This window comes from Verrucosispora sp. WMMD703 (genome assembly GCF_049178935.1).
GTDB classification, from domain to species: Bacteria; Actinomycetota; Actinomycetes; order Mycobacteriales; family Micromonosporaceae; genus Micromonospora; species Micromonospora sediminimaris.
Genome location: NZ_JBMHMM010000004.1, coordinates 44,454 through 67,576, shown reverse-complemented (window position 1 = coordinate 67,576; position 23,123 = coordinate 44,454). Strand labels below are relative to the sequence as shown.

Genomic DNA, 23,123 nt, shown 5'->3' with positions numbered 1-23,123 from the left:
GGCTCGACCGGGCCGCCGAGGGGCGGATTTGGTGGGGCGGAACCGACCGGGTAAGGTTTACGACCGGCAGGGAACCGGGCGAGCGTGCGGGAAACCGCAGCGGCCGGCCTGCCAAATCCGATGACCGAGTCGAGCGGGTGACCGCTGTGCTCGGTCGCGGGTGCCGAACCACCTGAAGCGTGACGGACCGGGACAAGCCGGTTTGACTCGCCGCAGACGGTGAGGTAACGTAGTAAAAGTGCCCGGCGCGGTTGTGGCGGGTGTGGTGCCCCGGATGGTGGCCCTTTGTGGGGTTGTCTGATGGTGTGTGGTTGTTCTTTGAGAACTCAACAGGGTGCTTGATATGCCAGTGCCAAATTTTTGTTTGATTCCCGGGCTGGCCAGTTTTTCTGGTTGGTTTGGATTCCTTTGGCAACAATTTTGTTTGTTGCTGGGATGGATTTTCCTTCAGGTTTTTGTTGGAGAGTTTGATCCTGGCTCAGGACGAACGCTGGCGGCGTGCTTAACACATGCAAGTCGAGCGGAAAGGCCCTTCGGGGTACTCGAGCGGCGAACGGGTGAGTAACACGTGAGCAACCTGCCCTAGGCTTTGGGATAACCCCGGGAAACCGGGGCTAATACCGGATATTCACTTGCGGACGCATGTTTGTGGGTGGAAAGTTTTTCGGCTTGGGATGGGCTCGCGGCCTATCAGCTTGTTGGTGGGGTGATGGCCTACCAAGGCGACGACGGGTAGCCGGCCTGAGAGGGCGACCGGCCACACTGGGACTGAGACACGGCCCAGACTCCTACGGGAGGCAGCAGTGGGGAATATTGCACAATGGGCGGAAGCCTGATGCAGCGACGCCGCGTGAGGGATGACGGCCTTCGGGTTGTAAACCTCTTTCAGCAGGGACGAAGCGCGAGTGACGGTACCTGCAGAAGAAGCGCCGGCCAACTACGTGCCAGCAGCCGCGGTAAGACGTAGGGCGCGAGCGTTGTCCGGATTTATTGGGCGTAAAGAGCTCGTAGGCGGCTTGTCGCGTCGACTGTGAAAACCCGTGGCTCAACTGCGGGCCTGCAGTCGATACGGGCAGGCTAGAGTTCGGTAGGGGAGACTGGAATTCCTGGTGTAGCGGTGAAATGCGCAGATATCAGGAGGAACACCGGTGGCGAAGGCGGGTCTCTGGGCCGATACTGACGCTGAGGAGCGAAAGCGTGGGGAGCGAACAGGATTAGATACCCTGGTAGTCCACGCTGTAAACGTTGGGCGCTAGGTGTGGGGGGCCTCTCCGGTTCTCTGTGCCGCAGCTAACGCATTAAGCGCCCCGCCTGGGGAGTACGGCCGCAAGGCTAAAACTCAAAGGAATTGACGGGGGCCCGCACAAGCGGCGGAGCATGCGGATTAATTCGATGCAACGCGAAGAACCTTACCTGGGTTTGACATCGCCGGAAATCTCGCAGAGATGTGGGGTCCTTCGGGGCCGGTGACAGGTGGTGCATGGCTGTCGTCAGCTCGTGTCGTGAGATGTTGGGTTAAGTCCCGCAACGAGCGCAACCCTCGTCCCATGTTGCCAGCAATTCGGTTGGGGACTCATGGGAGACTGCCGGGGTCAACTCGGAGGAAGGTGGGGATGACGTCAAGTCATCATGCCCCTTATGTCCAGGGCTTCACGCATGCTACAATGGCCGGTACAATGGGCTGCGATACCGTGAGGTGGAGCGAATCCCAAAAAGCCGGTCTCAGTTCGGATCGGGGTCTGCAACTCGACCCCGTGAAGTCGGAGTCGCTAGTAATCGCAGATCAGCAACGCTGCGGTGAATACGTTCCCGGGCCTTGTACACACCGCCCGTCACGTCACGAAAGTCGGCAACACCCGAAGCCGGTGGCCCAACCCTTGTGGAGGGAGCCGTCGAAGGTGGGGCTGGCGATTGGGACGAAGTCGTAACAAGGTAGCCGTACCGGAAGGTGCGGCTGGATCACCTCCTTTCTAAGGAGCACCATCCAGCGAAGGCTGGTATGGAGCCCGCGGCCCGCGGATGTCGGGTCGGGGTGCTCGATTGGCGGAGACACTGGCGAGTTTTCCTCGGCAACGGCCGGAATTTCCTAGTACAGCTGCCCTGTGGGGTGGTGGGAACGGGGTTGTGGTGCGGCTGGGGGAGGCGTAGGGCACCCTGTTGGGTCCTGAAGGAACAACCCGTGGTGGTTGTCTTTCAGAGCCGATGCTTGGGACGTGGTGTCCTGAGTGGCGCCAGGCATGGCCTGGTTTCTCATACCGCCGGTGGTTGCCGGGCTGGTGGGAGACGGTGGGTTGTGGGTTGGTTGTTTGTTGAGAATTGCACAGTGGACGCGAGCATCTTTGTGGTCAAGTTGTCAAGGGCGAACGGTGGATGCCTTGGCACCAGGAGCCGATGAAGGACGTGGGAGGCCGCGATAGGCCTGGGGGAGCTGTCAACCGAGCTGTGATCCCAGGGTGTCCGAATGGGGTAACCCGGCATCAGTCATGTGGTGTCACCTGCACCTGAACTCATAGGGTGTGTGGAGGGAACGCGGGGAAGTGAAACATCTCAGTACCCGTAGGAAGAGAAAACAACATGTGATTCCGTGAGTAGTGGCGAGCGAAAGCGGATTGAGGCTAAACCGGTTGCGTGTGATACCTGTCAGGGGTTGCGTGGTCGGGGTTGTGGGACCCTGCTACACGAGCTGACACTCGTGTGAGGAGTGATAAAGCCAGTGGTTAGCTGAATGGTCTGGAAAGGCCGACCGTAGACGGTGATAGTCCGGTAGGTGAAAGCTGCTGGTCTTCTGTGGGTGTTCCCGAGTAGCGGCGGACTCCTGAAATCTGCCGTGAATCTGCCAGGACCACCTGGTAAGCCTAAATACTTCCTGGTGACCGATAGCGGACGAGTACCGTGAGGGAATGGTGAAAAGTACCCCGGGAGGGGAGTGAAATAGTACCTGAAACCGTTCGCCTACAATCCGTCGGAGCCTTGCGGGGTGACGGCGTGCCTTTTGAAGAATGAGCCTGCGAGTTAGTGGCATGTGGCGAGGTTAACCCGTGTGGGGGAGCCGTAGCGAAAGCGAGTCTGAAGAGGGCGTTTGAGTCGCATGTTCTAGACCCGAAGCGGAGTGATCTAGCCATGGGCAGGCTGAAGCGCGGGTAAGACCGTGTGGAGGGCCGAACCCACCAACGTTGAAAAGTTGGGGGATGACCTGTGGTTAGGGGTGAAAGGCCAATCAAACTCCGTGATAGCTGGTTCTCCCCGAAATGCATTTAGGTGCAGCGTCGTGTGTTTCTTGCCGGAGGTAGAGCACTGGATGGTCTAGGGGGCCTACAAGCTTACCGAAATCAGCCAAACTCCGAATGCCGGTAAGTGAGAGCGCGGCAGTGAGACTGCGGGGGATAAGCTTCGTAGTCGAGAGGGAAACAGCCCAGATCACCAGCTAAGGCCCCTAAGCGTGTGCTAAGTGGAAAAGGATGTGGGGTCGCATAGACAACCAGGAGGTTGGCTTAGAAGCAGCCACCCTTTAAAGAGTGCGTAATAGCTCACTGGTCAAGTGGTTCCGCGCCGACAATGTAGCGGGGCTCAAGCACACCGCCGAAGCTGTGGCACTCACACAATGACTTCGCATCACTCTTTGGGGTGGTGTGCAGGTGTGTGGGTGGGTAGGGGAGCGTCGTGCCGGGGGTGAAGCAGCGGGGTGACCTAGTTGTGGACGCGGCACGAGTGAGAATGCAGGCATGAGTAGCGAAAGAAGGGTGAGAAACCCTTCCGCCGGATGACCAAGGGTTCCAGGGCCAGGTTAATCCGCCCTGGGTGAGTCGGGACCTAAGGCGAGGCCGAGAGGCGTAGTCGATGGACAACGGGTTGATATTCCCGTACCCGCGAAGGAGCGTCCCTGATGAACCTCGTTGTGCTAACCACCCGAGCCTGGTGCGGTCTTCGGACCAAGCTGGGGGAGCGTGGGAACCTGGCGGGTAGTAGTCAAGCGATGGGGTGACGCAGGAAGGTAGCTGAGCCCGGCCGGTGGTTGTGCCGGGGTAAGCGTGTAGGCCGACGTGTAGGCAAATCCGCACGTCATGAAGGCTGAGACGTGATGCCGAGCCGATTCAGGTGAAGTCAGTGATCCTATGCTGCCGAGAAAAGCCTCTAGCGAGTTCCGAGCGGCCCGTACCCCAAACCGACACAGGTGGTCAGGTAGAGAATACCGAGGCGATCGGGCGAACTGTGGTTAAGGAACTCGGCAAATTGCCCCCGTAACTTAGGGAGAAGGGGGGCCGGAGACGTGAAGCCCCGCGCGGGTGGAGCGTTGTATGGCCGCAGAGAGCAGGGGGAAGCGACTGTTTACTAAAAACACAGGTCCATGCGAAGAAGTAATTCGATGTATATGGACTGACGCCTGCCCGGTGCTGGAACGTTAAGGGGACCTGTTAGCTCTTCGGGGCGAAGCGGAGAACTTAAGCGCCAGTAAACGGCGGTGGTAACTATAACCATCCTAAGGTAGCGAAATTCCTTGTCGGGTAAGTTCCGACCTGCACGAATGGCGTAACGACTTCCCCACTGTCTCAACCACAGGCCCGGCGAAATTGCAGTACGAGTAAAGATGCTCGTTACGCGCGGCAGGACGGAAAGACCCCGGGACCTTTACTATAGCTTGACATTGGTATTTGAGTCGGCTTGTGTAGGATAGGTGGGAGCCGGTGAAGCTCATACGCCAGTATGGGTGGAGGCAATCTTGAAATACCACTCTGGTTGATTCGGGTATCTAACTTCGGACCGTTATCCGGTTCAGGGACAGTGTCTGGTGGGTAGTTTAACTGGGGCGGTTGCCTCCTAAAGGGTAACGGAGGCGCCCAAAGGTTCCCTCAGCCTGGTTGGCAATCAGGTGTTGAGTGCAAGTGCACAAGGGAGCTTGACTGTGAGACTGACGGGTCGAGCAGGGACGAAAGTCGGGACTAGTGATCCGGCACTTGCGTGTGGAAGCGGTGTCGCTCAACGGATAAAAGGTACCCCGGGGATAACAGGCTGATCTTCCCCAAGAGTCCATATCGACGGGATGGTTTGGCACCTCGATGTCGGCTCGTCGCATCCTGGGGCTGTAGCAGGTCCCAAGGGTTGGGCTGTTCGCCCATTAAAGCGGTACGCGAGCTGGGTTTAGAACGTCGTGAGACAGTTCGGTCCCTATCCGCCGTGCGCGTAGGATACTTGAGAAGGGCTGTCCCTAGTACGAGAGGACCGGGACGGACGAACCTCTGGTGTGCCAGTTGTCCCGCCAGGGGCACGGCTGGTTAGCTACGTTCGGAAGGGATAACCGCTGAAAGCATCTAAGCGGGAAGCCTGCTTCAAGATGAGGTATCCCACCCCACTTTGTGGGGGTAAGGCCCCCAGCTAGACGACTGGGTTGATAGGCCGGAAATGTAAGCCCGGTAACGGGTTCAGTTGACCGGTACTAATAGGCCGAGGACTTGACTATCAAAGTTGCTACGCGTCCACTGTGTAACTCACAACAAACAAACAACACCCCGACAAGCGTGTTGGTGTTGGTGTTGTTTGACATGTTGATAAGGTTACGGCGGTCATGGCGGAGGGGAAACGCCCGGTCTCATTCCGAACCCGGAAGCTAAGCCCTCCAGCGCCGATGGTACTGCACCCGGGAGGGTGTGGGAGAGTAGGACACCGCCGGACATTCTTCGATTCAGGGCCACCCCAAACGGGGTGGCCCTGAAGTCGTTTCCACGTACCGAAACCGCCCCGGCCCCTGGAATCGACGTCCCGCATCGTTCACTCGACGTCCCCGAATCGCGGCACGTATGGGTCTCTGCGGCGGTGAGAGCCCCGACTTTCGGTATGCCGGAGTCTCCCGGGCGGGGGATCACCTGGGATGCGGCATCCCGCGGAACGCCACGGGCTGGGACCCGTGAGGGTCGGGGAACGGCCGGGGAACGGCCGGGACCTGGGTTCGGCGCGGGCCCTTGATGTCTGCCACAGGGCGTGAACGTGGCGGCAGCGGGCGCGGCAGAACCCTGGACTGGGCGAGCCGGGCAACGGGACAGCGGGCTGCGGGGTACCTGAGGAAACGGCCCCGCCGGCGCGAGGCTGGCGGGGCCGTGACGGAGCTGGTGCCCGGTGGACGTCAGGTGGGTTCCTTGGCGCAGATGAAGCGCGGCTCGGCGCTGTAGGTCCAGCTGAACTTCTCCCGCTTGACGACCTTGCCGTCCTTCTTGATGACCCGGAACGCGTCCTGCGTGAAGCCCTGGCTGCCGCTGGCGGGAATGCAGGTCGGCCCGGGCTCCAGGTAGACGGTCTTCGGCGAGGTGATGTTGCGCCGGGGACCGTAGTCGGTCTTCACGCTGTCCCAGATCTTCGTGCTCCAGATCGACACCGTCACCGAACTGCCGGTGTAGGAGGTGTCGATCAGGACGCCGTAGTCGGTGTTGTTGCGGAACTTGAAGTCGAGGTTGGGCCAGAAGATGGTCGACTCGATGACCGCCGGGTAGCGGCTGAAGTAGTATGAGTGTGGCTTGTGCTCGACGTCCTCCAGGCCGGCGTAGTACGTGGCGTTGAAGAGGGTCGTGGTGAACTGTGAGGTGCCACCGCCGACCCCCGGCACCAGCTTGCCGTCGAGGATCACCGGCGCGTCACGGTAGCCCTGTGCGTAGCCGCGCTCGCCGGTGTGACCGTTCAGCGAGAACGTCTCGCCCGGCAGAACCACAGTGCCCTTCACGTCGTTGGCGATCGTCACGATGTTCTGGCTGCGCGGCGAGGAGAGCCCGCCGGTGAAGTTGGTGGTGAAGGAGGACACCTTCTCCTTGATCCCCAGGCTGCGCAGTTTCGCCGCGGTGAGCTTCGGCTCGACCGGCTTGAGGTCGGCGGAGACCGTACGACCCTCGCCGCGAGGGAGTACGGCGAGCAGGTCAGGGCCGAGATCGCCGGTGTCGACCTGCTTGCCGGCCCGCCCGTCGACCACCTTCGGCTTGCCGCCGGAAATGGTCATCGTGGCGTCCTTCGGGGCCACCTCGACGCTGTCGAGCTTGCTTCCGAGCGCGGCCTTCAGCTTCTTGACGTCCACGCTGGGCGTGAGCTTGCCGGTCTTGTCGGCCTTGAAACGGAGGCCCTTCGCGATGGCTTCCGGCGGGATGGTGACCGAACCACGCTCGGTGGTCAGCTTGACCGGTGCCGCCACCGCCGGCTCGGCCAACTCGGCGACCAACCGGTCCACCTCCTCGGCGGTGGTGGCCGGGTGGTTCTCCACCAACGGGACGGTCACCGGCTGCCCGCTCAACCAGCCCTGCTTGACGGCGTCGGCGGAGTGCTCCGGGTCGATGGTGAGTGCGGGCTTCGGGTAGCGCACCTTCGGTTTGGTGCCGGAGAAGGTGATCGCCGGCATGGTCATCTTCCGGCCCTGGTCGCCGACGAGCTTCTTCAGCGCGGCCTCCAGCTTCGGCACGTCGACCGCGACCACCGGCTCGATCTCCCGCGAGCCGACGAGGCGGTCCACGGCGTGGGCGTTTGTTGCTGCGGCGGCGGCCACGGTGGCGTCCACGTCGACGGTGAGCCCGACCTCGGCGGGATTGATCTCTGCCGTCCGCTCGCCGACGCGTACCTGGATGGGGGCCTGAAGTTCGGCGGCCCGGCGGTCCAGTTGCGCCCGCAGCTCCCGCGCGGCCTCCGTCCGGCTGCGCCCACCGAGCTCGGTGCCGAGCACGCTGGTGCCGCGTGGCACGTCGCCCGCGTACGCCCAGACGGCCACCGCGCCCACCGAGCCGAGCACGGCGGTGGCCACGCCGGCGGCGAGTAGCAGCCGGAACCGGCTGAACCGGGGGCGGTCACCGCCCGGCGGGACGGGTGCCGGGCGCGCCGGCTCCTCGATCGGCCAGTTGACCGCAGTCACCTGCACCGTGGGCCGGTCGTCGGCCGGCGGGGGACGTTCTTCGCCGTACAGCGTCACAACTACCTCTTAGCGACATACCGCATGCGGAGCCGGGGTTCCTTCTCCGGAAGAGAACCACGGTAGCCAACCAGACCACCGTCGGGGAGCCCGAGTGGGCACGGATCCCCAGTCGTGCCCGTTCGGCGTGGCGAGCATGCCGAATTATCACTCATGGTGACGGTCGGATCTCCCGCGTGTCAGCGCCGACCGCGCCCGAACACCAGCCAGGCCATCACCACGGCAGCCAGGGTGGCGACGGTCAGCGAGCAGGTAAGCACTCCCGTCACGGTGCGTGGCGCGATCAGCGCGGCTGCCGCCGTCAACCCTGCCGTCGCCAGCCACAGCGGCGCGGCGGGCCAGCGGGCGGCGGTCGCCACCCGATCGTTCACCAGCATGAACACCACCGCGTAGAGCGCTCCGACGGCCGCGAACATCGGCGCCGTCCCGGCCAGGTGCAGGTAGTCGGCGCCGCCGACGAGCCGGAAGGCCAACTCACCGGCGACCGCCGAACTGACCACCAGGACCGCCCCGCACGTCAGGATCAGCGCCAGTGCCACCAGCCGGGCCCGGCGATCACCCTGGGCCAACCGGGGCAGCACCAGCAGCGTGACGACCTGAGGCGCCCAGAGGGCACCCTTGGTGAGGACCGCGCCGACGGCGTACGCGCCGGAAGCGGCCGCCGGTAGGAGTTGGCGGGCCAGGATCAGGTCCGCGTACGAGATGGTGAGCATCGCCAGCGTCGCTCCGCCCGCCGTCATCACCTGCCGTGCCCCCAGCCGCCGCGCAGCAGGGCTCGGATCCGGGGATGTCCCGGTCGCGTCGACGTCACCGGGGCCGGACGTGGCCGGGTCGACTGGTCGTGGGTACTCGGGGGAACTGGCGAGACGGGCCACCAGCGGCAGCGCGAACAGGCCGGTCACGGTGGTCAGGAACAGGCACATCTCCGGTCCCCGACCGAGCAGCAGCCCGGCGACCAGTCCCCCGTAGCGGCCGACGGCCACCGCGACCATCGCCGCGGCGAGCCGCAGGAAACGCTGCTGCCCCTGGAGTTCTCCGAGCCACCGGCCGCTGAGCACGGTGGCGAACGTGGTGGTCGCGAGCAGCAACGTGAGTGCCAGCGGCAGCCGCAGGGCGATGGTCAAGATCGGTGCCGCGGCGACTGTCACCCCAGCCGTGAGGGCTGCGGTTCGCAACCCGAGAGGGCCGGTGTCACCAGCGCCCCTCCGCGCGCGGTGGGCGGCGACCGCGATCTGCAGACCGAAGCCGGGTACCGCCGCGATCGCGGCCAGCGCGAGCACCGTCGCCAGCGCGCCCAGGTCGGCGGGAGTGAGCCGGCGCGCACCGAGCATCGGAACGACGTACGCCAGCGCATTTGTCACCACGGTCGCTACGGTGACCGCGGCACCCGCCGCGCCGAGTCGCACCCGTGCGACGTCCCTGCTCGTGGTCTGGGCCATGCCACTCCGCGTCGTGTCGGTCGTCCGCGCGGACGACCCGGCGTCTTCGGGCCGCGATCCGGTCGGGACGGCGGCCCGACCGGAAGACGGTATCGGCAGCTCGACGGTTCCGACAGCCCCGCACCGGTGGCCCCTGCCCAGCAGGCCCGGAAACGTCTAGTGTGCTGCCCCATGGCGTCGACGAAGCTGGCCCCCGCCGCGACCTCCGGACTGGCGGCGCTGCTACCTGCCCGACTGCTGGCGGGAGCGATCCGCCGCGCGTACCCACGGGTGGAGCCGGAACTTGCCCGGCTCACCGATTTCGTTCCGGCCGGGGGCACCGCCGTCGACGTGGGCGCCTGGTACGGGCCGTGGACGGCCCGACTGCTCCGCCGGGCCGACCGGGTGGTTGCGGTGGAGCCGACCGCGGCGCTGGCCGGGCAGCTCCGAGTGGCCTTCCCGCAGGTCGAGGTGGTCGAGGCAGCCGTCTCCGACCACGAGGGCACGGCCACCCTCTACCTGCCGGAGGGTGGGGCGATCGTCGGCACCTCCTCGCTGGAGGACGCGGCCCAGGGCCCTGCGGTCTCCGTCCGAAGGATCACGCTGGACTCGCTGGACCTGACCGACGTGCGTTTCATCAAGCTCGACATCGAGGGTCACGAACTACCCGCCCTGCGTGGTGCGGAGCGGACCGTCCGGCGGGACCGGCCGGTGCTGCTGATCGAGGTCGAGGAGCGGATCCAGCCGGTGGAGCCGCTGCTGGACCTGCTGACCGGCTGGGGCTATCGCGGGTACGTGCTGCCGGATCGGACGTGGGTGCCGTTGGCCGACTTCGACCTCGGTGGGCATCAGCGCGCGGCGATCGCCCGGGTGGGTCAGGGCTTCGCGCGCCGGGTCGTATGGCCCCGCCCCCGGTACGTCAACTCGGTGCTGTTCCGGCCCGAGTGACCGAACTGTTGGGGCCCGGGTGACCGAGCTGTTCGGGCCCGGGTGACCGGCGGGCGGCGGGCCGAGGCTCGCCCCGCCGCCGACCGGCTTGGGCCTACTCGGGCTTGGGCGCCGGGTTGCCGATCGCGATCTCGTTGGTGCAGAGCGACACGTCGCTACCGGCCACCGTCAGTTCGACCGCGTCCCCGCCACCGACGATGCGGAAGAAGCGCTGGTTGAGGCCCTTCTTGACGGGGAACTCGGCGGTTCCGGTGCCGAACCGCAGGGTGGCTGTGCCGTCCGCCGAGCTGAGGTAGCCGATACGGGCCACCCAGTGCCAGTCGTCCCGGGGCTCGTTGAGTGGCATGCGTACCGTCTGCCCGCTGGCGACCAGGTAGCCGCAGCCTTCCTGCGGCCCCGGCTGGATCGTGCTACCGACGATCGTGGCCACCTGGATCCGGCCGAGGGCGTCCAAGACCGAGACGTGGTCGGCCTCGTCCACGTACGTGGGACGGGTGCCGAAGGCACGGAAGAAGCGTGACTGCAGGTTGTACGGCCAGGACAGGCTCGGTACGACGTTGTCCGGGACCGGAGCGTCGAAGAACACCGTGTCGGGCGGCGCGCTGGCCATCTCGATCCGAACGGTGTCGATGTACGACCGGCTCGACTTGACTGCCCACTCGTCGCTGTACCGGGACGTGGTCCACACCGTGCCCAGGCAGACGGCGACGAGCATCAGGGCAAGCATCACGTTCACCGCTTCCCGGTAGCGCTCGGGCAGTGGGCCGAGCAGCCCGGGAGGAGGAGGCCCGAGCGGGTCGGACGGAGCGGCGGCCGGCGGTCGCCGGTCCGGCCCGGTCGGTCGGTCGTCGGCGTCGCGTGGCGGTGGGCCGGCGGTCGAGGCGTCACCGGCATCCGGGGAACTGCTGGGGTGCGGCTCGACGACCGGGTCAGGGGCGCGGACGGCACCGGCCTCGGCGTCCGGCACCGAGTCGGCGACGGATGCCGTCGGCGGGGTCACGTCCGGCGCGGTCGTCGATGCCGGATCCGGCTCGGGGTCGACGGGGGCTTCGGCGTGGATGACGCCGAGCCGGGCCACCACCCGCGCAGGCCGACCGGTCCGGACCGCCTCGGCCAGCACCGGCGCGGTCGGGTGTTCCGGGGGTGCGGTCGGGTGTTCCGGGGGTGCTGTGGCGCTCGGCGCGGCCACGGTCTGCGGGACGCCGCTGTCCGGGGCCCGGCCGTCTCTCGGCTCCGGGAGGGCCATGGGCGTCGTTCGAGGCGTGTCGACGGTGGGTGGCTCGGTCGCGCCGGCAAAGCGGGACGGCCGGGCCAGCCCCACCACGGCGACGCCGAGACAGATGGCGGCCACCACGACGACGTCACTTACGTAACGGGGGACGCCGCCGGCGACCCCACTGAAGGTCGAACCGAGTCGGGTTGCGGCAAGCATCGCGGCCACCAGCACCAGGTACGACCCGAGCAGCAGCCAGGCGCGTCCGGCGCGACGGCGACGGCGGACGGTCGCCACGACCAGGGCAACGAAGATCGTCCAGGCCACCCAGGTGCCGAGTTCCGGTGGTGCCGCGACCGGGGCACCGTCGCCTGCGCCCAGCCACTGCCATGGGCCGCCCACCAGTCCCGGTACCACGGTGGACCCGAGCATCTGGGTGAGGAAGGAGAACACCTCACCGGCCGATGCCGGCCGGCGCAGGGAAGACTCCGAGTTGCCCAGGTAGGCGGCGAGGAAGCCGAGCGACAGGACGGTCAGCAGCAACCAGGACGGCCACCAGCGGCGGATGGTGGTCCAGATGGTGCGGAAGAAGCCGCCTTCGGCGTAGAGGGCAGCGGTGAGCAGGAAGACGAGCGCCACGACCAGAATCGCCTTCTCGAAGAAGACGAGGCCGAGCAGTACGGAGAGGGCCAGTGTGACCAGGTGCCGTTTGCGTCGGGTCTGCACATAACTGACCTGCGCGCCCACCGCGAGCACCATGGCGATCTGCATCGGCAGCATGTTGACCCCGACCGCCCACCAGGACGTGGCTTCCAGGGTCAGCGGGCTGAACATCAGCGCGCCGAGCGGCAGGAGCAGCAGCCAGGACGGTTGCAGCAGTCGACGCAGCAGCCGGAAGAAGGTGATGCCGAGGATCGCCTGGCCGATCGCCATCAGCAGCACGTACGGCCAGTAGGCCATGCCGACGTGTTCGGTGATCAGCCAGGTGAGCAGCCGACCGCCGGGCATGAGATGGTTGTTGTAGAGGGCGAGCAGGTGCTCGACGGTCAGGTTCGACTCGGCCGCCTGCGTGATCATCACGTAGTCGTCGGCCGCCAGGAAGCCGCCGGAGGCTACCTGAGCACGCCACAGCACGCTGAGCGCGACGATGGCGAGCGCCGCCGTCCGGATCCGGTCCGTACCCAGCCGACCGGTGCGAGCGGACGCGGAGGCAGCGTCCGCAGCCATCGACGTACCCTCACCAACCCGGCCCGGACGCAGCACGTCCGGCCCACCGGTCCGGTCGACCGTGCGGGGAGGTGGAGAAGGGTTCGCTGCCATGGCGGGAAGACTGCCACACCTGCCGTCGCCCATCCCATCAGGTCAACGGATGGTTCGGTGGTGACGGGGGGAGGGTCGCCGCGGGCCGCGTACAGTGGCCGCCACCAGCGCGGTCGGTCGCCGCGCACCGGCAGTGGTGAGGTCGACGGATGCGGGAACGGCTGGTGCCGCACGCGGTGGCCGCCGCCGTGACGGCGGTGGTGCTCGCGCCGCTGGCCCTGCCCGGGTATGTGCTGCGCTACGACATGGTCTTCGTGCCCCGGCCGGCGTTGAGCTGGGAGGTGATCGCCCCGGCCACGGCCCTGCCCCGGGCCGTTCCGCAGGACGCCGTGGTGGCGCTGGCCTCGCAGGTGCTCCCGGGGTGGCTGCTGCAACGACTGGTGCTGGTGGCGATTCTCTACCTGGCCGCGCTGGGCGCCGCGCGGCTGGTGCCGACGGAGCGGGTCGGGGTGCGGGTGGTGGCCGCCCTCGGGTACGCGTGGACGCCGTATCTGGCAGAGCGTTTGCTGATCGGGCAGTGGGGGCTGCTTGTCGCGTACGCCGCGTTGCCCTGGCTGGTGCGGGCCGCGATCGGGGTGCGTGGCGCCGAGCGGGGTGCGCTGCGTCGGCTGTTGCTGGCGGTGGCGGCGTCCGCGATCACCCCGACCGGCGGTCTGCTCGCCCTGCTCGTGGTCAGCGTGCTGCTGGTCGGGAAGTACCCGGGGGCGGCCCGGACGGCGCTGGCCGGGGTGGGTACGACGCTGCTGTTGAACGCGCCGTGGCTGGTGGCCGGGTTCGTCAGCTCGGGTGCCGGCCGGTCCGACCCGGCCGGTGTGGCGGTCTTCGCCGCCCGAGCGGAGAACTGGGCGGGGCCGCTGGTGGCGTTGGCCGGCACCGGTGGCATCTGGAACGGACAGGCCACCCCGGCCTCCCGCAGCGGATGGTTGGTGCCACTGGCGACGCTGCTGGTGCTGGCGGTCGCCGGGTACGGCGTGCCGGTGCTGTGGCGTCGCTGGTCGCGGCCGGTCATCGGTCGGCTCGGGTTGTTGGCGGGCGCCGCGTGGCTGGGTGCCGCGCTCGGCGTGCTGCCTGGCGGGGCCGGTCTGCTGGGCTGGTTGGTCACCACCGTGCCCGGTGCCGGGTTGCTCCGCGACGGGCAGAAACTGTTGGTGCCGTACGTGTTGCTGCTGGCGGTCACCGGGGCGCTCGGCGCGGAGCGGCTGGCCGGCCGCCTCGCGGCCCGGTTCGACCTGGCCACCGGGCGGGTGCTGCTGGCCGGCGCGGCGTTGCTGCCGTTGGCGGTGATGCCCGACCTCGCCGTCGGCGGCGCGGGACGCCTGCGGCCGGTGGCGTGGCCGGCGGACTGGGACACGGTGGCGCGGCTCGTCGACGAGCGGCCCGGCGAGGTGGTGTCGCTGCCGTTCCAGGAGTATCAGAGCTACGCCTGGAACGGTGGCCGGGTGGTGATCGATCCGGCGCCCCGGTACCTCGGCGTGCCGGTCCTGATCGACGACACGCTGCGCGTGGATGGCACCGCCGTCGCCGGGGAGGATCCCCGCGCCGCTCGGCTGCGCGAACTGCTCGCGGCCGGCGAGCCGGTGGCGGCGGCCGGTCCGCGCTGGGTGCTGGTGCAGCGCGCCGCCGGCCCGACACCGGACCCGGCGACACTGGCCGGACTGCGGCCGGTGTACGCCGGTGCCGAGCTGGCGTTGTACGAGAATCCGGCGTGGCGTCCGGCAGCGCGGCCGAGCCACCCCGGTCCGGTGGGCCTGGCGCACCTGTTGGCCGGAACGGTGGTGCTGGTCCTCGTTTTTTCGGGCACTGCGCAATGGTGCTACCGCGTGGTAGCGTCCCGGCACGCGAGTCCCGCGGAAGGAGAAGGTGGATGAGGAACCTGCCCGCGTTCGTCGCCGTCGGGGTACTCGGGGTCGTGCTCGGCATGCTCGGCAGCGTCGGTCTGGCGAACGTGCTCAGCCCGTCCGCCAAGGAGGCTGCCAACTCCAAGGTGAGTGAGCAGACCGAGGCCCCGCTGTACGGCACGCGCTGACCTCGAACGGCGGAAAGGCGCCCGCAGCAGGCGGGCGCCTTTCGTCGTGTCCAGCACCGGCCGGTCAGCCGGTGCGAAGAGTTGCCGCCGCGACCAGCTGCGCGAACCGGGCACCGGTCGCTGTCCAGGTGTAGCGGGCGGCATGGGACAGGGCCGCCTCGCCCATCGCCTTGCGCCGGACATCGTCGGCGAGCAGTTCCCGAACGGCCGCCGTGAACTCCTGTTCGTCGTCGACGAGCAGGCCGGTCTCCGTGTCGACCATCGCCTCGGCGACCCCGCCCGCGTACCTGAAGGCCACGGTGGGAGTGCTGCGTGCGGCGGCCTCCACGATGGTCAGACCCCAGCCCTCCTTGAGTGACGGGGTGAGCGCGAGCCAGGCCGAGCAGAGCAGGGCGTGCTTTTCCTCCTCGCTGACGAAGCCGGTGAACCGTACCCGGTCGCTGATCCCGAGGGCGGCGCATCGCTCGCGCAGCGGCTCCTCCCACCACCCCTGCCCGGCTACCACCAGCTCCAACTCGGGTAGCTCCGCAGCCAGCTCGGCGACGGCACGCAGGGCGATCTCGACCCGCTTGTGCGGAACGAGGCGGCCGAGCACCAGCAGCGACGGGTTGCGGGTGCGGGGCAGGGACGGGCCGGTAACCGGAGGGGTTCCGTTGGGTACCACGTCGATCCGTTCGGCGTCGACGCCGAGGGTCGCCAGCTCAGCGCGGGTCGCCTCGGAGACCGTGACGTAGCGGCACCGCCGGTAGAGCCGTACCGCGAGCCAGGATTCGATCCACCAGCCGAGCCGGCACATCCACGGCCCGAAGACCACCGGCCACTGCTCCCGGTGGACGTGGTGGACCAGCGCGATGACCGGCCGCCCAGCGTAGAGCGGGGCGAAGAACGGCACACCGTTGCAGACGTCGACGATCAGGTCGGGTCGGCCGAGACCGCGCCGGCTCAGCGGGCCCAGGCCGAACCGGCCGGCGAGGCAGACCAGCGCCGCCCGGAGGTACACGGTCATCCGCGAGCCGCGGCGCAGCACGCGTACGCCGGATTCGGTGGTCCCGGCCGGCCCGGCGTTGCCGTGGGCGGCACAGAGCAGAGTCACCCGGTGACCGAAGGTGACCAGTTCGGCAGCGATCCGCTCGATGTAGACCTCCGAGCCGCCGCCCTCGGGATTGGTGGTGTCTCGCCAGTTGAGGAACAGGACGTGGCGGGAGGGGGTGTCGGTGTTGTCCACGCTGCTCCTACTGGTGAGTAAGTGAGCACGATCGCGCCACCCTAGGGCGGTCCGGCCCGGCTGCGCAATGGGCAGATCTGGCGGCGACGATCCGGTAACGGGTCGTGGACGAGGGGTTTGCCGACGGGCGGAAACCTTGGCAGGGTGTGCAGCGCAACCGCGTGCGATGCCCGGTGTCTGGTGGCCGATTTCGTCGCGGCAGGTGTTGTGACCTGCGGCTGGACATCGTCCGCAGGCGTGACGAGGAGGTGAGGCGGCGGTGGTTGCCGACCGTCCCGCGCCGGCGCGCGTCCTGTCCCGCCGTTCACCGGTGGTGCTGCTCAGTGCCGCCCTGGTGCTGCTGCTTGCCGGCTGGGCGGCGGTGTCGTACATCCGGGCCGATCGGGGCACCCCGACCTGCGTCGAACAGGTCCGCCTCCGGGTGGTGGCCGCTCCGGTGATCGCCCCGGCCCTCGACCGGGTGGCCCGAGCCAACGCCGGAAGCCAACCGTGCGTCTCCGTCGAGGTGCAGGCCCGGCCGTCGGCGGCGGTCGCCCGGGAACTCGCCAACGATGGCGACGTGGCCGACGCGTGGCTACCGGAATCGACGTTCTGGCTGCGCCGGGCCCGTGCCGCCGGTGCTTTCGAGGTGCCCGGACAGGGCACGTCGGTGGCGAGCACCCCGGTGGTGCTGGCCGTCACGGATCGGATCGCGCGTCGATCCGGTTGGCCGGACAAGCCGCTGAACTGGGCGTCGCTTCTAGGCACCCGGGCGAGAACGGTCCAGGTCGGGCTGCCCGATCCGGCGGCCGACCCGGCCGGGGTCAGCGCCCTGCTCGGCGCCCGCGCGCTGGCCGACGACAACCGGGACTCGGCCGCGACCGTGGCGGCCACGTTGCGTCGGCTCGCCGAGCGGACCTTCAGCCCGGCCGAGGAAGCCAGCTCGTTGACTCCGAACCAGGACCTGCCGGGTCGGGTGAGCGTCGTCGCCGCCAGCGAGCAGGCGGTGCTGGAACACAATGCGCTGGCGGCCAGCGGCAAGCTGGTGGCGGCGTACCCGGAGGTCGACGTGCCCTGGCTGGATCTGCCTTACGTGGTGCTGCCCGCCGCGCAGGGGCGGGCTCGGGACGCCGGTGGCGCGTTCCTCGACACGTTGCTGACCGGCGAGGCCCGGGAGGTGTTCGCCTACTACGGTTTCCGGACCGCGGCCGGTTTCCCGCCGGCCATGCCGGAGGACGACCGGCTGCGGGCCGAGGAACGCCGGCCGGTGCCACTACCCGCCGAGGAGACGGTCAGCGACGTGTTGACCGGTTGGAGCGGCGTCCAGCGCAGCGCCCGAATCCTCACCCTGTTGGACATCTCCGGCTCGATGGCGGCACCGGTACCGGCCGGTGGCACCCGACTCGACGCCACGGTGCGAGCTGCCCGGGAAGGGGCGGCGCTGCTGCTGGACAACAGCGAACTCGGCATCTGGGCCTTCTCCACCAAGGTCGACGGCGACCGGGACTACCGCGAGGTCCTGCCGGTGCGCCCGCTGGGTGGCCAGCGCAAACGGTTGACCGAGGCGTTGGCTGAGATCGCGGTGAAGCCGCAGGGCGGCACCGGGCTGTACGACAGCACGCTGGCCGCGTACCGCGACGCGCGCCGTAACTGGACCCCGGGCCGGATCAACCTGGTGCTCGTGATGACCGACGGGCGCAACGAGGACGACGACACCATCGGGCGGGCCGACTTCCTGGCCGAACTCAAGCGGTTGCAGGAACCACGCCGCCCCCTGCCGATCATTTTCATCGGTCTCGGCGCGGACATCGACCCGGAGGAGCTGGAGGCCATCACGAAGGTCACCGGCGGCCGGGTCTTCGTCACCGAGCAGCCGGGCGGGATGCGGCGCATCTTCTTCTCGGCGCTGGCCGACCTGAGCTGCCTGCCACCGGAGTGCCGCCGATGAGGAGAATTCCGGCGCGGCTGCGCCGCTCGCCCGGCACGGTGCTGTCGCTGTTACTGCTCACCGCGATCGCCTTCGGCCAGCGGCCCGGTCAGGTCACCTTCGACACCAAGCTCGACCTGGCCGCGAACCCGATCCACTTCATGGCCCGGGCGCTGCACCTGTGGAACCCGGAAGCCACCTCGGGAGAGTTGCAGAACCAGGCGTACGGCTACCTCTTCCCGATGGGACCGTTCTTCGCCGCCGGGCAGTGGCTGGCGGTGCCGCCGTGGATCACCCAGCGGCTGTGGACGGCACTGCTGCTGGCCGCCGCCTTCTACGGGCTGTTGCGGCTGGCCCGGGCGCTGGACATCGGCACCGAACCGACGCGGTACGCGGCGGCGCTCGGCTACGCGTTGGCCCCGCGCATCCTCACCGAGGTGGGCGCGCTCTCCTCGGAGACGCTTGCCGCCTCGATGCTGCCCTGGGTGCTGCTGCCGCTGGTGACCGTACGCCGGATCGGGTCACCGCGCCGGGCCGCCGCGCTCTCCGCCCTGGCCGTGCTCGGGATGGGCGGGATCAACGCGGCGGTGGTGCTGATGGCGCTGCTGCTGCCCGGCGTCTGGTTGCTCACCCGGCGGTGGGACGCGCAGCACGTACGGCTGGTCGCCTGGTGGTGCGCCTGCGTCGTCGGGGTCTGCCTGTGGTGGATCGTGCCGCTGGTGCTGCTCGGCCAGTACAGCCTCCCCTTCCTCGACTACATCGAGTCATCCACCACGACCACCGCGGTGGCCTCCCTGTTCCAGGCGGTACGCGGCACCAACCAGTGGGTCGCGTACATCGTGCAGGGCGAGCCGTGGTGGCCGGCGGGCTGGCTGCTGATCGACCATCCGGTGCTGATGGCGCTGACCGCGGTGGTGGCGTTGGTCGGGCTGGCCGGGCTGGCCGGCAACCTGCTGCCGCAGCGACGCTTCCTGGTGACCGGGTTCCTCACCGGGCTGACCCTGCTCACCATCGGCTACGTCGGGGCGGTGGACAGTCCGCTTTCCGAGCTGGTCCGTGATCTGCTGGACGGCCCGTTGGCGCCGTTCCGCAACGTGCACAAGCTCGACCCGGTGCTTCGGCTGCCACTGATGCTCGGTTTCGCGCACGGCGTCGACGCGGTGGCCACCCGGATGCATCACGCCCTGGCCCGTCGTAGGCCCGGGATCCGGCTGCGACCGTTGGTCTTCGTGCCGGTGCTGCTGCTCGTGCTGGGGGCTGCCGCGCCGGCCTGGCTGGGCCTGTTGCGTCCCGGCCCGGGTTGGTCCGACCTGCCGCCGCACTGGCGATCGGCGGCGACCTGGCTGGCCGACCGTGACGCGCTGGCCCGCACCCTGGTGGTGCCCGGCTCCGGCTTCGGGCAGTACGACTGGGGACGCACCGTCGACGAGCCGTTGCAGGCGTTGGCCGGAGCGCCGTGGGCGGTCCGCCACCAGGTGCCGCTGGGTTCGGCGGGCAACACCCGGATGATGGACACCGTCGAGGAGGTGCTGGCCAGCGGCCGGGGCTCGACCGGCCTGGCCGACCTGCTCGCCCGCTCCGGTTTCCGGCATCTGCTGTTGCGTAACGACATCGACCGGACCCAGGGGGACGCTCCGCCGGTGACGGTGCTGCGCCGGGCACTGGCCGACTCGCCCGGTATCGGGCGGGTGGCCACCTTCGGCACCACCGACGCGCTGTCCCGGACACTCGGCAGCCCGGTGGACGATGGCGCCGGTTCCTTACCGGCGATCGAGGTGTACGAGGTGCAGCGGCCGGTGCCGGCCGCCTCGGCGGTGCTGACCGCCGACGTGCCGACAGTCAGCGGTGGTCCGGAGTCGTTGCTTCCCCTGCTGGAGCAGGGGGTGGTGGAACGGGACCGGCCCGTGGTGCTCGCCGGGGACCGGGACGACTCCCCGGCTGACGCTGTCGGTGGCCGGTGGATCGTCACGGACGGTCTGCGTCGCCGGGAGCGCGACATCGGCCGGGTGCGGGACAACCTCTCCCAGACGTTGACCGCGAACGAGGCGGGACGACAGGGCCGCGTCGCCCTCGACGTGCTGCCCTTCGCCGGGGAGCAGCACCAGACGACCGCGACCTACCAGGGCATCCGTGAGGTGACGGCGTCCTCGGCCGCGAGCTTCGTGGACAGTCTCGGCCCGGCCGACCCGTCGCGCCTGCCGTTCGCCGCCGTTGACGGGGAGTACGGCACCGCCTGGCACTCGGCGCCCCTGGCCGGACCGGTCGGGCAGTGGCTTCAGGTGGATCTGGACACCCCACGCCAGGTGGACAGCGTGCGACTCGCGTTCGTCAGCGATCTGGCGGTTGGCTGGCCGGTGCAACGGTTCCGACTCACCACCGATCGGGGTTCGGTGGACCACGACGTTGCCGACACGCTCGGCGGGCACTCGTACTACACGTTGCCGGGCCCCACCAGCCGGATCCGGGTGACGGTGCTGTCGGTGACCGGCGGCCGGCTCGACGGTGCCGTCGGCATCGAGGAGCTGTCCATTCCGGACACCGAACCGCGCCGAGCGCTACGGGCCCCGGCGGATCTGCCGGACGACCTGTCGACGCCGGTCAGTTGGGCGTTCAGCCGTGGGCCGGCGGACCGGCCGGCGTGCTATCCGGCGCAGCAGACCGGCCCGGAGTCGGTGCCCGCTGGTGGTTCCGGCGGAGCCTCCCTCCGGCCGGACGGCACGGTGATTCGTTGCGACCGGTTCCTCGCCCGGGTCGGTGAGGAGCCGCTGGGCCTGGACCGGTTGTTCCGCAACCCGGCCGCCGGTACGTATCGGCTGGAGCTGTCGGCGGTGCCGCGGCCGGGTGGTGAGCTGACGCTGTCCGGTACGAAGGTGCGGGCGGCTTCGTCGTCCCGACTGAGCGGCGACCCGGCAGTGGCCGCGCACGCGGCGATCGACGGTGACCCGGGAACGACCTGGCTGGCCGGCACCGGAGACCTGCGTCCCACCCTGAGGCTGAGCTGGTCCGGTGAGCGTCGCATCGACAGGTTGCGGCTGCGGGGCAGCGAGTTGCCGATCGGGTCGCTGCCGCGACAGGTGGAGATCCACACGCCCGACCGCGAGGTACAGGTGCCGGTCGAGGCCGACGGGACTGTCACCTTCCCGGCGGTACGTACCGACCGGCTCGACATCGTGGTGCGGGAGACCGAGCACCGGCTGGCGGATCTGCGGGGCAACGGCTGGCCCGCCACGGCCGGAATCGCGGAGGTGGAGATCCCGGCGTTGGCAAGCCTGCTGAAGCCGATCGACACCGACACCCGGGTGGTGGAGCGCTGCGGTGACGGACCGACAGTCGAGCTTGACGGTTTCCGGTACGACACCTCGGTCTCCGCGAGCCTGGCGGACGTGCTGGCCGGGCGGCCGGTGCCGGTCCGGGTCTGCGGCGAGGACGGTGCGGTGCTGGACCTGCCGGCGGGCGGGCATCGGCTGGCCACCACGCCGTCGGCAGGCTTCGTCGTGCAGGACGCGACCCTGCGGCCGGACGGCGACGCGAACCCCGCACCCCGGCATCGGGAGGTGACGGTGCTCGACTGGGCGGCGACCGACCGGACGGTCCGGGTCGCCGCGGGTGAGCGGGCGTTGCTGGTGGTGCCGGAGAACGCCAACGCCGGCTGGACGGCCACTCTCGACGGAACGCCGCTGGTCCGATCCCGGGTGGACGGGTGGCAGCAGGCGTGGGTGCTGCCGGCCGGTGCCGGCGGCGAGATCCGGCTCGTCTTCGCCCCCGACCGGGCGTACCGGGGCGGCCTGGCGGCCGGCGCGGTGGCGGCGGTTGGTGTGCTGGTGCTGGCCGTCTGGCCGGTGCGCCGCCGGGCAGTGAGCAACGGGGACGCGGCGGACGCCATCGTGGCCGAGGCTCCCGCCTGGGCGATCGGGGTGCTGCTGGTGGTGCTTCTCGCCGCGTTGGGCGGGGTGCTTCCGGTGGCCATCGTGCTGGCCGCGATGCTGCTGCGGCAGTTGGCGGTACGCGCCCTGCCGGTGGTGGTGCTCGGCGGGCTGACCGTGGCCACCGTGATCGCCGTGGCCGGTCGGTTGCAGGGCCATGGACAGGACTGGGCGTACCGGTCGTGGGTGCAGGCGGCGATGCTTGTCGCGATCGGCGCGGTGGTCGCGGCGGTCGTCCCGGTCCCCGGTGTACGCCCCGGACCAACCATCCCGCATGATGTGACGCCGGGCACGTCCGGTGGGCCGCCGGCTGCCGGCCGGGGCGAGGACGAGAACGGGACGGTGGCGCGGTGACGGCAGCGGACGACCGTACGCGGCGGGCGGAGCGACGCCGTTTCGCCTCGCTGCGTCGCTCGGTGGCGCTGTTCCGGGCGTTCCTGGTGGAGCAGACCGACCCCGACCACTTCTACGGCCTGCTGGCTGCCGACTCGGTCCGTCAGGTGTCCGGCTACACCGAGCTGACCGGCCGGACGCTGCTCGACGTGGGCGGCGGTCCGGGGTACTTCGCGGCCGCCTTCCGAGGTGCCGGTGCCCACTACCTGGGGCTGGATCCGGACGTCGGGGATTTCTCCGCTGCCGGCGAGTCGGTGGCGGGAATGCTGCGGGGCAGCGGCACGGCGCTGCCGATCCGCACCGGCAGCGTGGACGTGGCGTTCTCGTCAAACGTCGTCGAACACGTCGCCGAGCCGCCCCGGATGCTCGACGAAATGGTGCGGGTGACCCGTCCCGGCGGGCTCATCTTCGTGTCGTACACCCCCTGGCTGTCGCCGTGGGGCGGCCACGAGACCGCGCCCTGGCACTATCTCGGCGGCAACCGGGCCCGCCGTCGCTACGAGCGACGGATGGGACGGCCGCCCAAGAACCGCTACCGGGAGACGCTGTTCCCGGTCTCGATCTCGGACACGCTGCGTTGGGCGCGGGGAAACCGCGACGTCGAGGTGCTGGACGCGTTGCCGCGTTATCACCCGTGGTGGGCGCGGTGGGTGATCCGGGTGCCCGGCGTTCGGGAGGTGGCGGCGTGGAACTTCGTGCTCGTCCTGCGGAGGGCCGGTGACGGGCAGCCCGGTGCGGTGGAGAAATCAGAGCTGACCGGGGGTCGCGTGGCTATGTGACTTGGTAGTAACCTCGCGGCCATCTCACTGATTGACATCGAC

The 23,123-nt window shown here is 68.8% G+C and carries 10 protein-coding genes and 3 rRNA genes; 9 read left to right on the top strand and 4 right to left on the bottom strand.

Features of this window, described 5'->3' with window-relative positions:
* Window positions 1–455: 455 nt before the first annotated feature.
* The 3 genes from ACN26Z_RS00875 to rrf all read left to right on the top strand — a co-directional run bounded on the left by ACN26Z_RS00875 (window position 456) and on the right by rrf (window position 5,667).
* Window positions 456–1,970, top strand: a 16S ribosomal RNA gene (locus tag ACN26Z_RS00875).
* 373 nt (window positions 1,971–2,343) lie between these two features.
* A 23S ribosomal RNA gene (locus ACN26Z_RS00870) occupies window positions 2,344–5,455 on the top strand.
* 95 nt (window positions 5,456–5,550) lie between these two features.
* Window positions 5,551–5,667: ribosomal RNA gene (gene rrf, locus ACN26Z_RS00865) — 5S ribosomal RNA — on the top strand.
* Together the 16S, 23S and 5S rRNA genes form the textbook arrangement of a ribosomal RNA operon.
* A gap of 448 nt (window positions 5,668–6,115) precedes the next feature.
* Here rrf and ACN26Z_RS00860 read toward each other — a convergent pair.
* Together ACN26Z_RS00860 and ACN26Z_RS00855 are read right to left on the bottom strand one after the other, a co-directional pair.
* Window positions 6,116–7,930 carry a VanW family protein gene (locus ACN26Z_RS00860; protein WP_282236517.1) on the bottom strand — a complete coding sequence of 605 codons (1,815 nt, stop codon included), beginning with the start codon at window positions 7,928–7,930 and terminating at the stop codon, window positions 6,116–6,118.
* A 179-nt stretch (window positions 7,931–8,109) separates the two neighbouring features.
* A complete protein-coding gene (locus tag ACN26Z_RS00855) occupies window positions 8,110–9,369 on the bottom strand; it encodes a polysaccharide biosynthesis protein (RefSeq protein WP_421459590.1) in 1,260 nt (419 codons plus the stop codon).
* A gap of 171 nt (window positions 9,370–9,540) precedes the next feature.
* Here ACN26Z_RS00855 and ACN26Z_RS00850 point away from each other — a divergent pair, with 171 nt between their 5' ends.
* Window positions 9,541–10,296, top strand: a complete 756-nt coding sequence (locus ACN26Z_RS00850) for an FkbM family methyltransferase (protein WP_282236519.1) — start codon at window positions 9,541–9,543, stop codon at window positions 10,294–10,296.
* Between the two features lie 94 nt (window positions 10,297–10,390).
* On the opposite strand, the gene ACN26Z_RS00845 is transcribed toward ACN26Z_RS00850, so the two are convergent.
* Entirely contained in the window at window positions 10,391–12,736 is a 2,346-nt protein-coding gene (locus ACN26Z_RS00845) for a hypothetical protein (RefSeq protein WP_421459589.1), read from the bottom strand.
* Window positions 12,737–12,978: 242 nt separating this feature from the next.
* Between ACN26Z_RS00845 and ACN26Z_RS00840 the strand changes: the two genes are divergently transcribed.
* Entirely contained in the window at window positions 12,979–14,697 is a 1,719-nt protein-coding gene (locus ACN26Z_RS00840; RefSeq protein ID WP_421459588.1) for a hypothetical protein, read from the top strand.
* Window positions 14,694–14,855: a hypothetical protein gene (locus ACN26Z_RS00835; protein WP_013736401.1), complete on the top strand. Its 162-nt coding sequence runs from the start codon at window positions 14,694–14,696 to the stop codon at window positions 14,853–14,855. The genes ACN26Z_RS00840 and ACN26Z_RS00835 overlap by 4 nt, the downstream gene beginning before the upstream one ends.
* Window positions 14,856–14,919: 64 nt before the next feature.
* Here ACN26Z_RS00835 and ACN26Z_RS00830 read toward each other — a convergent pair whose 3' ends face one another.
* Entirely contained in the window at window positions 14,920–16,080 is a 1,161-nt protein-coding gene (locus ACN26Z_RS00830; RefSeq protein ID WP_282236522.1) for a glycosyltransferase family 4 protein, read from the bottom strand.
* A 259-nt stretch (window positions 16,081–16,339) separates the two neighbouring features.
* On the opposite strand from ACN26Z_RS00830, the gene ACN26Z_RS00825 reads away from it, so the two are divergent.
* The 3 genes from ACN26Z_RS00825 to ACN26Z_RS00815 are packed head-to-tail and all read left to right on the top strand — an operon-like array spanning window position 16,340 to window position 23,081.
* Complete coding sequence (locus tag ACN26Z_RS00825; protein WP_421459587.1) at window positions 16,340–18,007, top strand: substrate-binding and VWA domain-containing protein; 1,668 nt, start codon at window positions 16,340–16,342, stop codon at window positions 18,005–18,007.
* Complete coding sequence (locus ACN26Z_RS00820; RefSeq protein ID WP_421459586.1) at window positions 18,004–22,263, top strand: alpha-(1->3)-arabinofuranosyltransferase domain-containing protein; 4,260 nt, start codon at window positions 18,004–18,006, stop codon at window positions 22,261–22,263. The genes ACN26Z_RS00825 and ACN26Z_RS00820 overlap by 4 nt, the downstream gene beginning before the upstream one ends.
* Window positions 22,260–23,081 carry a class I SAM-dependent methyltransferase gene (locus ACN26Z_RS00815; RefSeq protein WP_282236525.1) on the top strand — a complete coding sequence of 274 codons (822 nt, stop codon included), beginning with the start codon at window positions 22,260–22,262 and terminating at the stop codon, window positions 23,079–23,081. Before ACN26Z_RS00820 ends, ACN26Z_RS00815 begins: the two co-directional genes overlap by 4 nt.
* Window positions 23,082–23,123 lie beyond the last annotated feature (42 nt).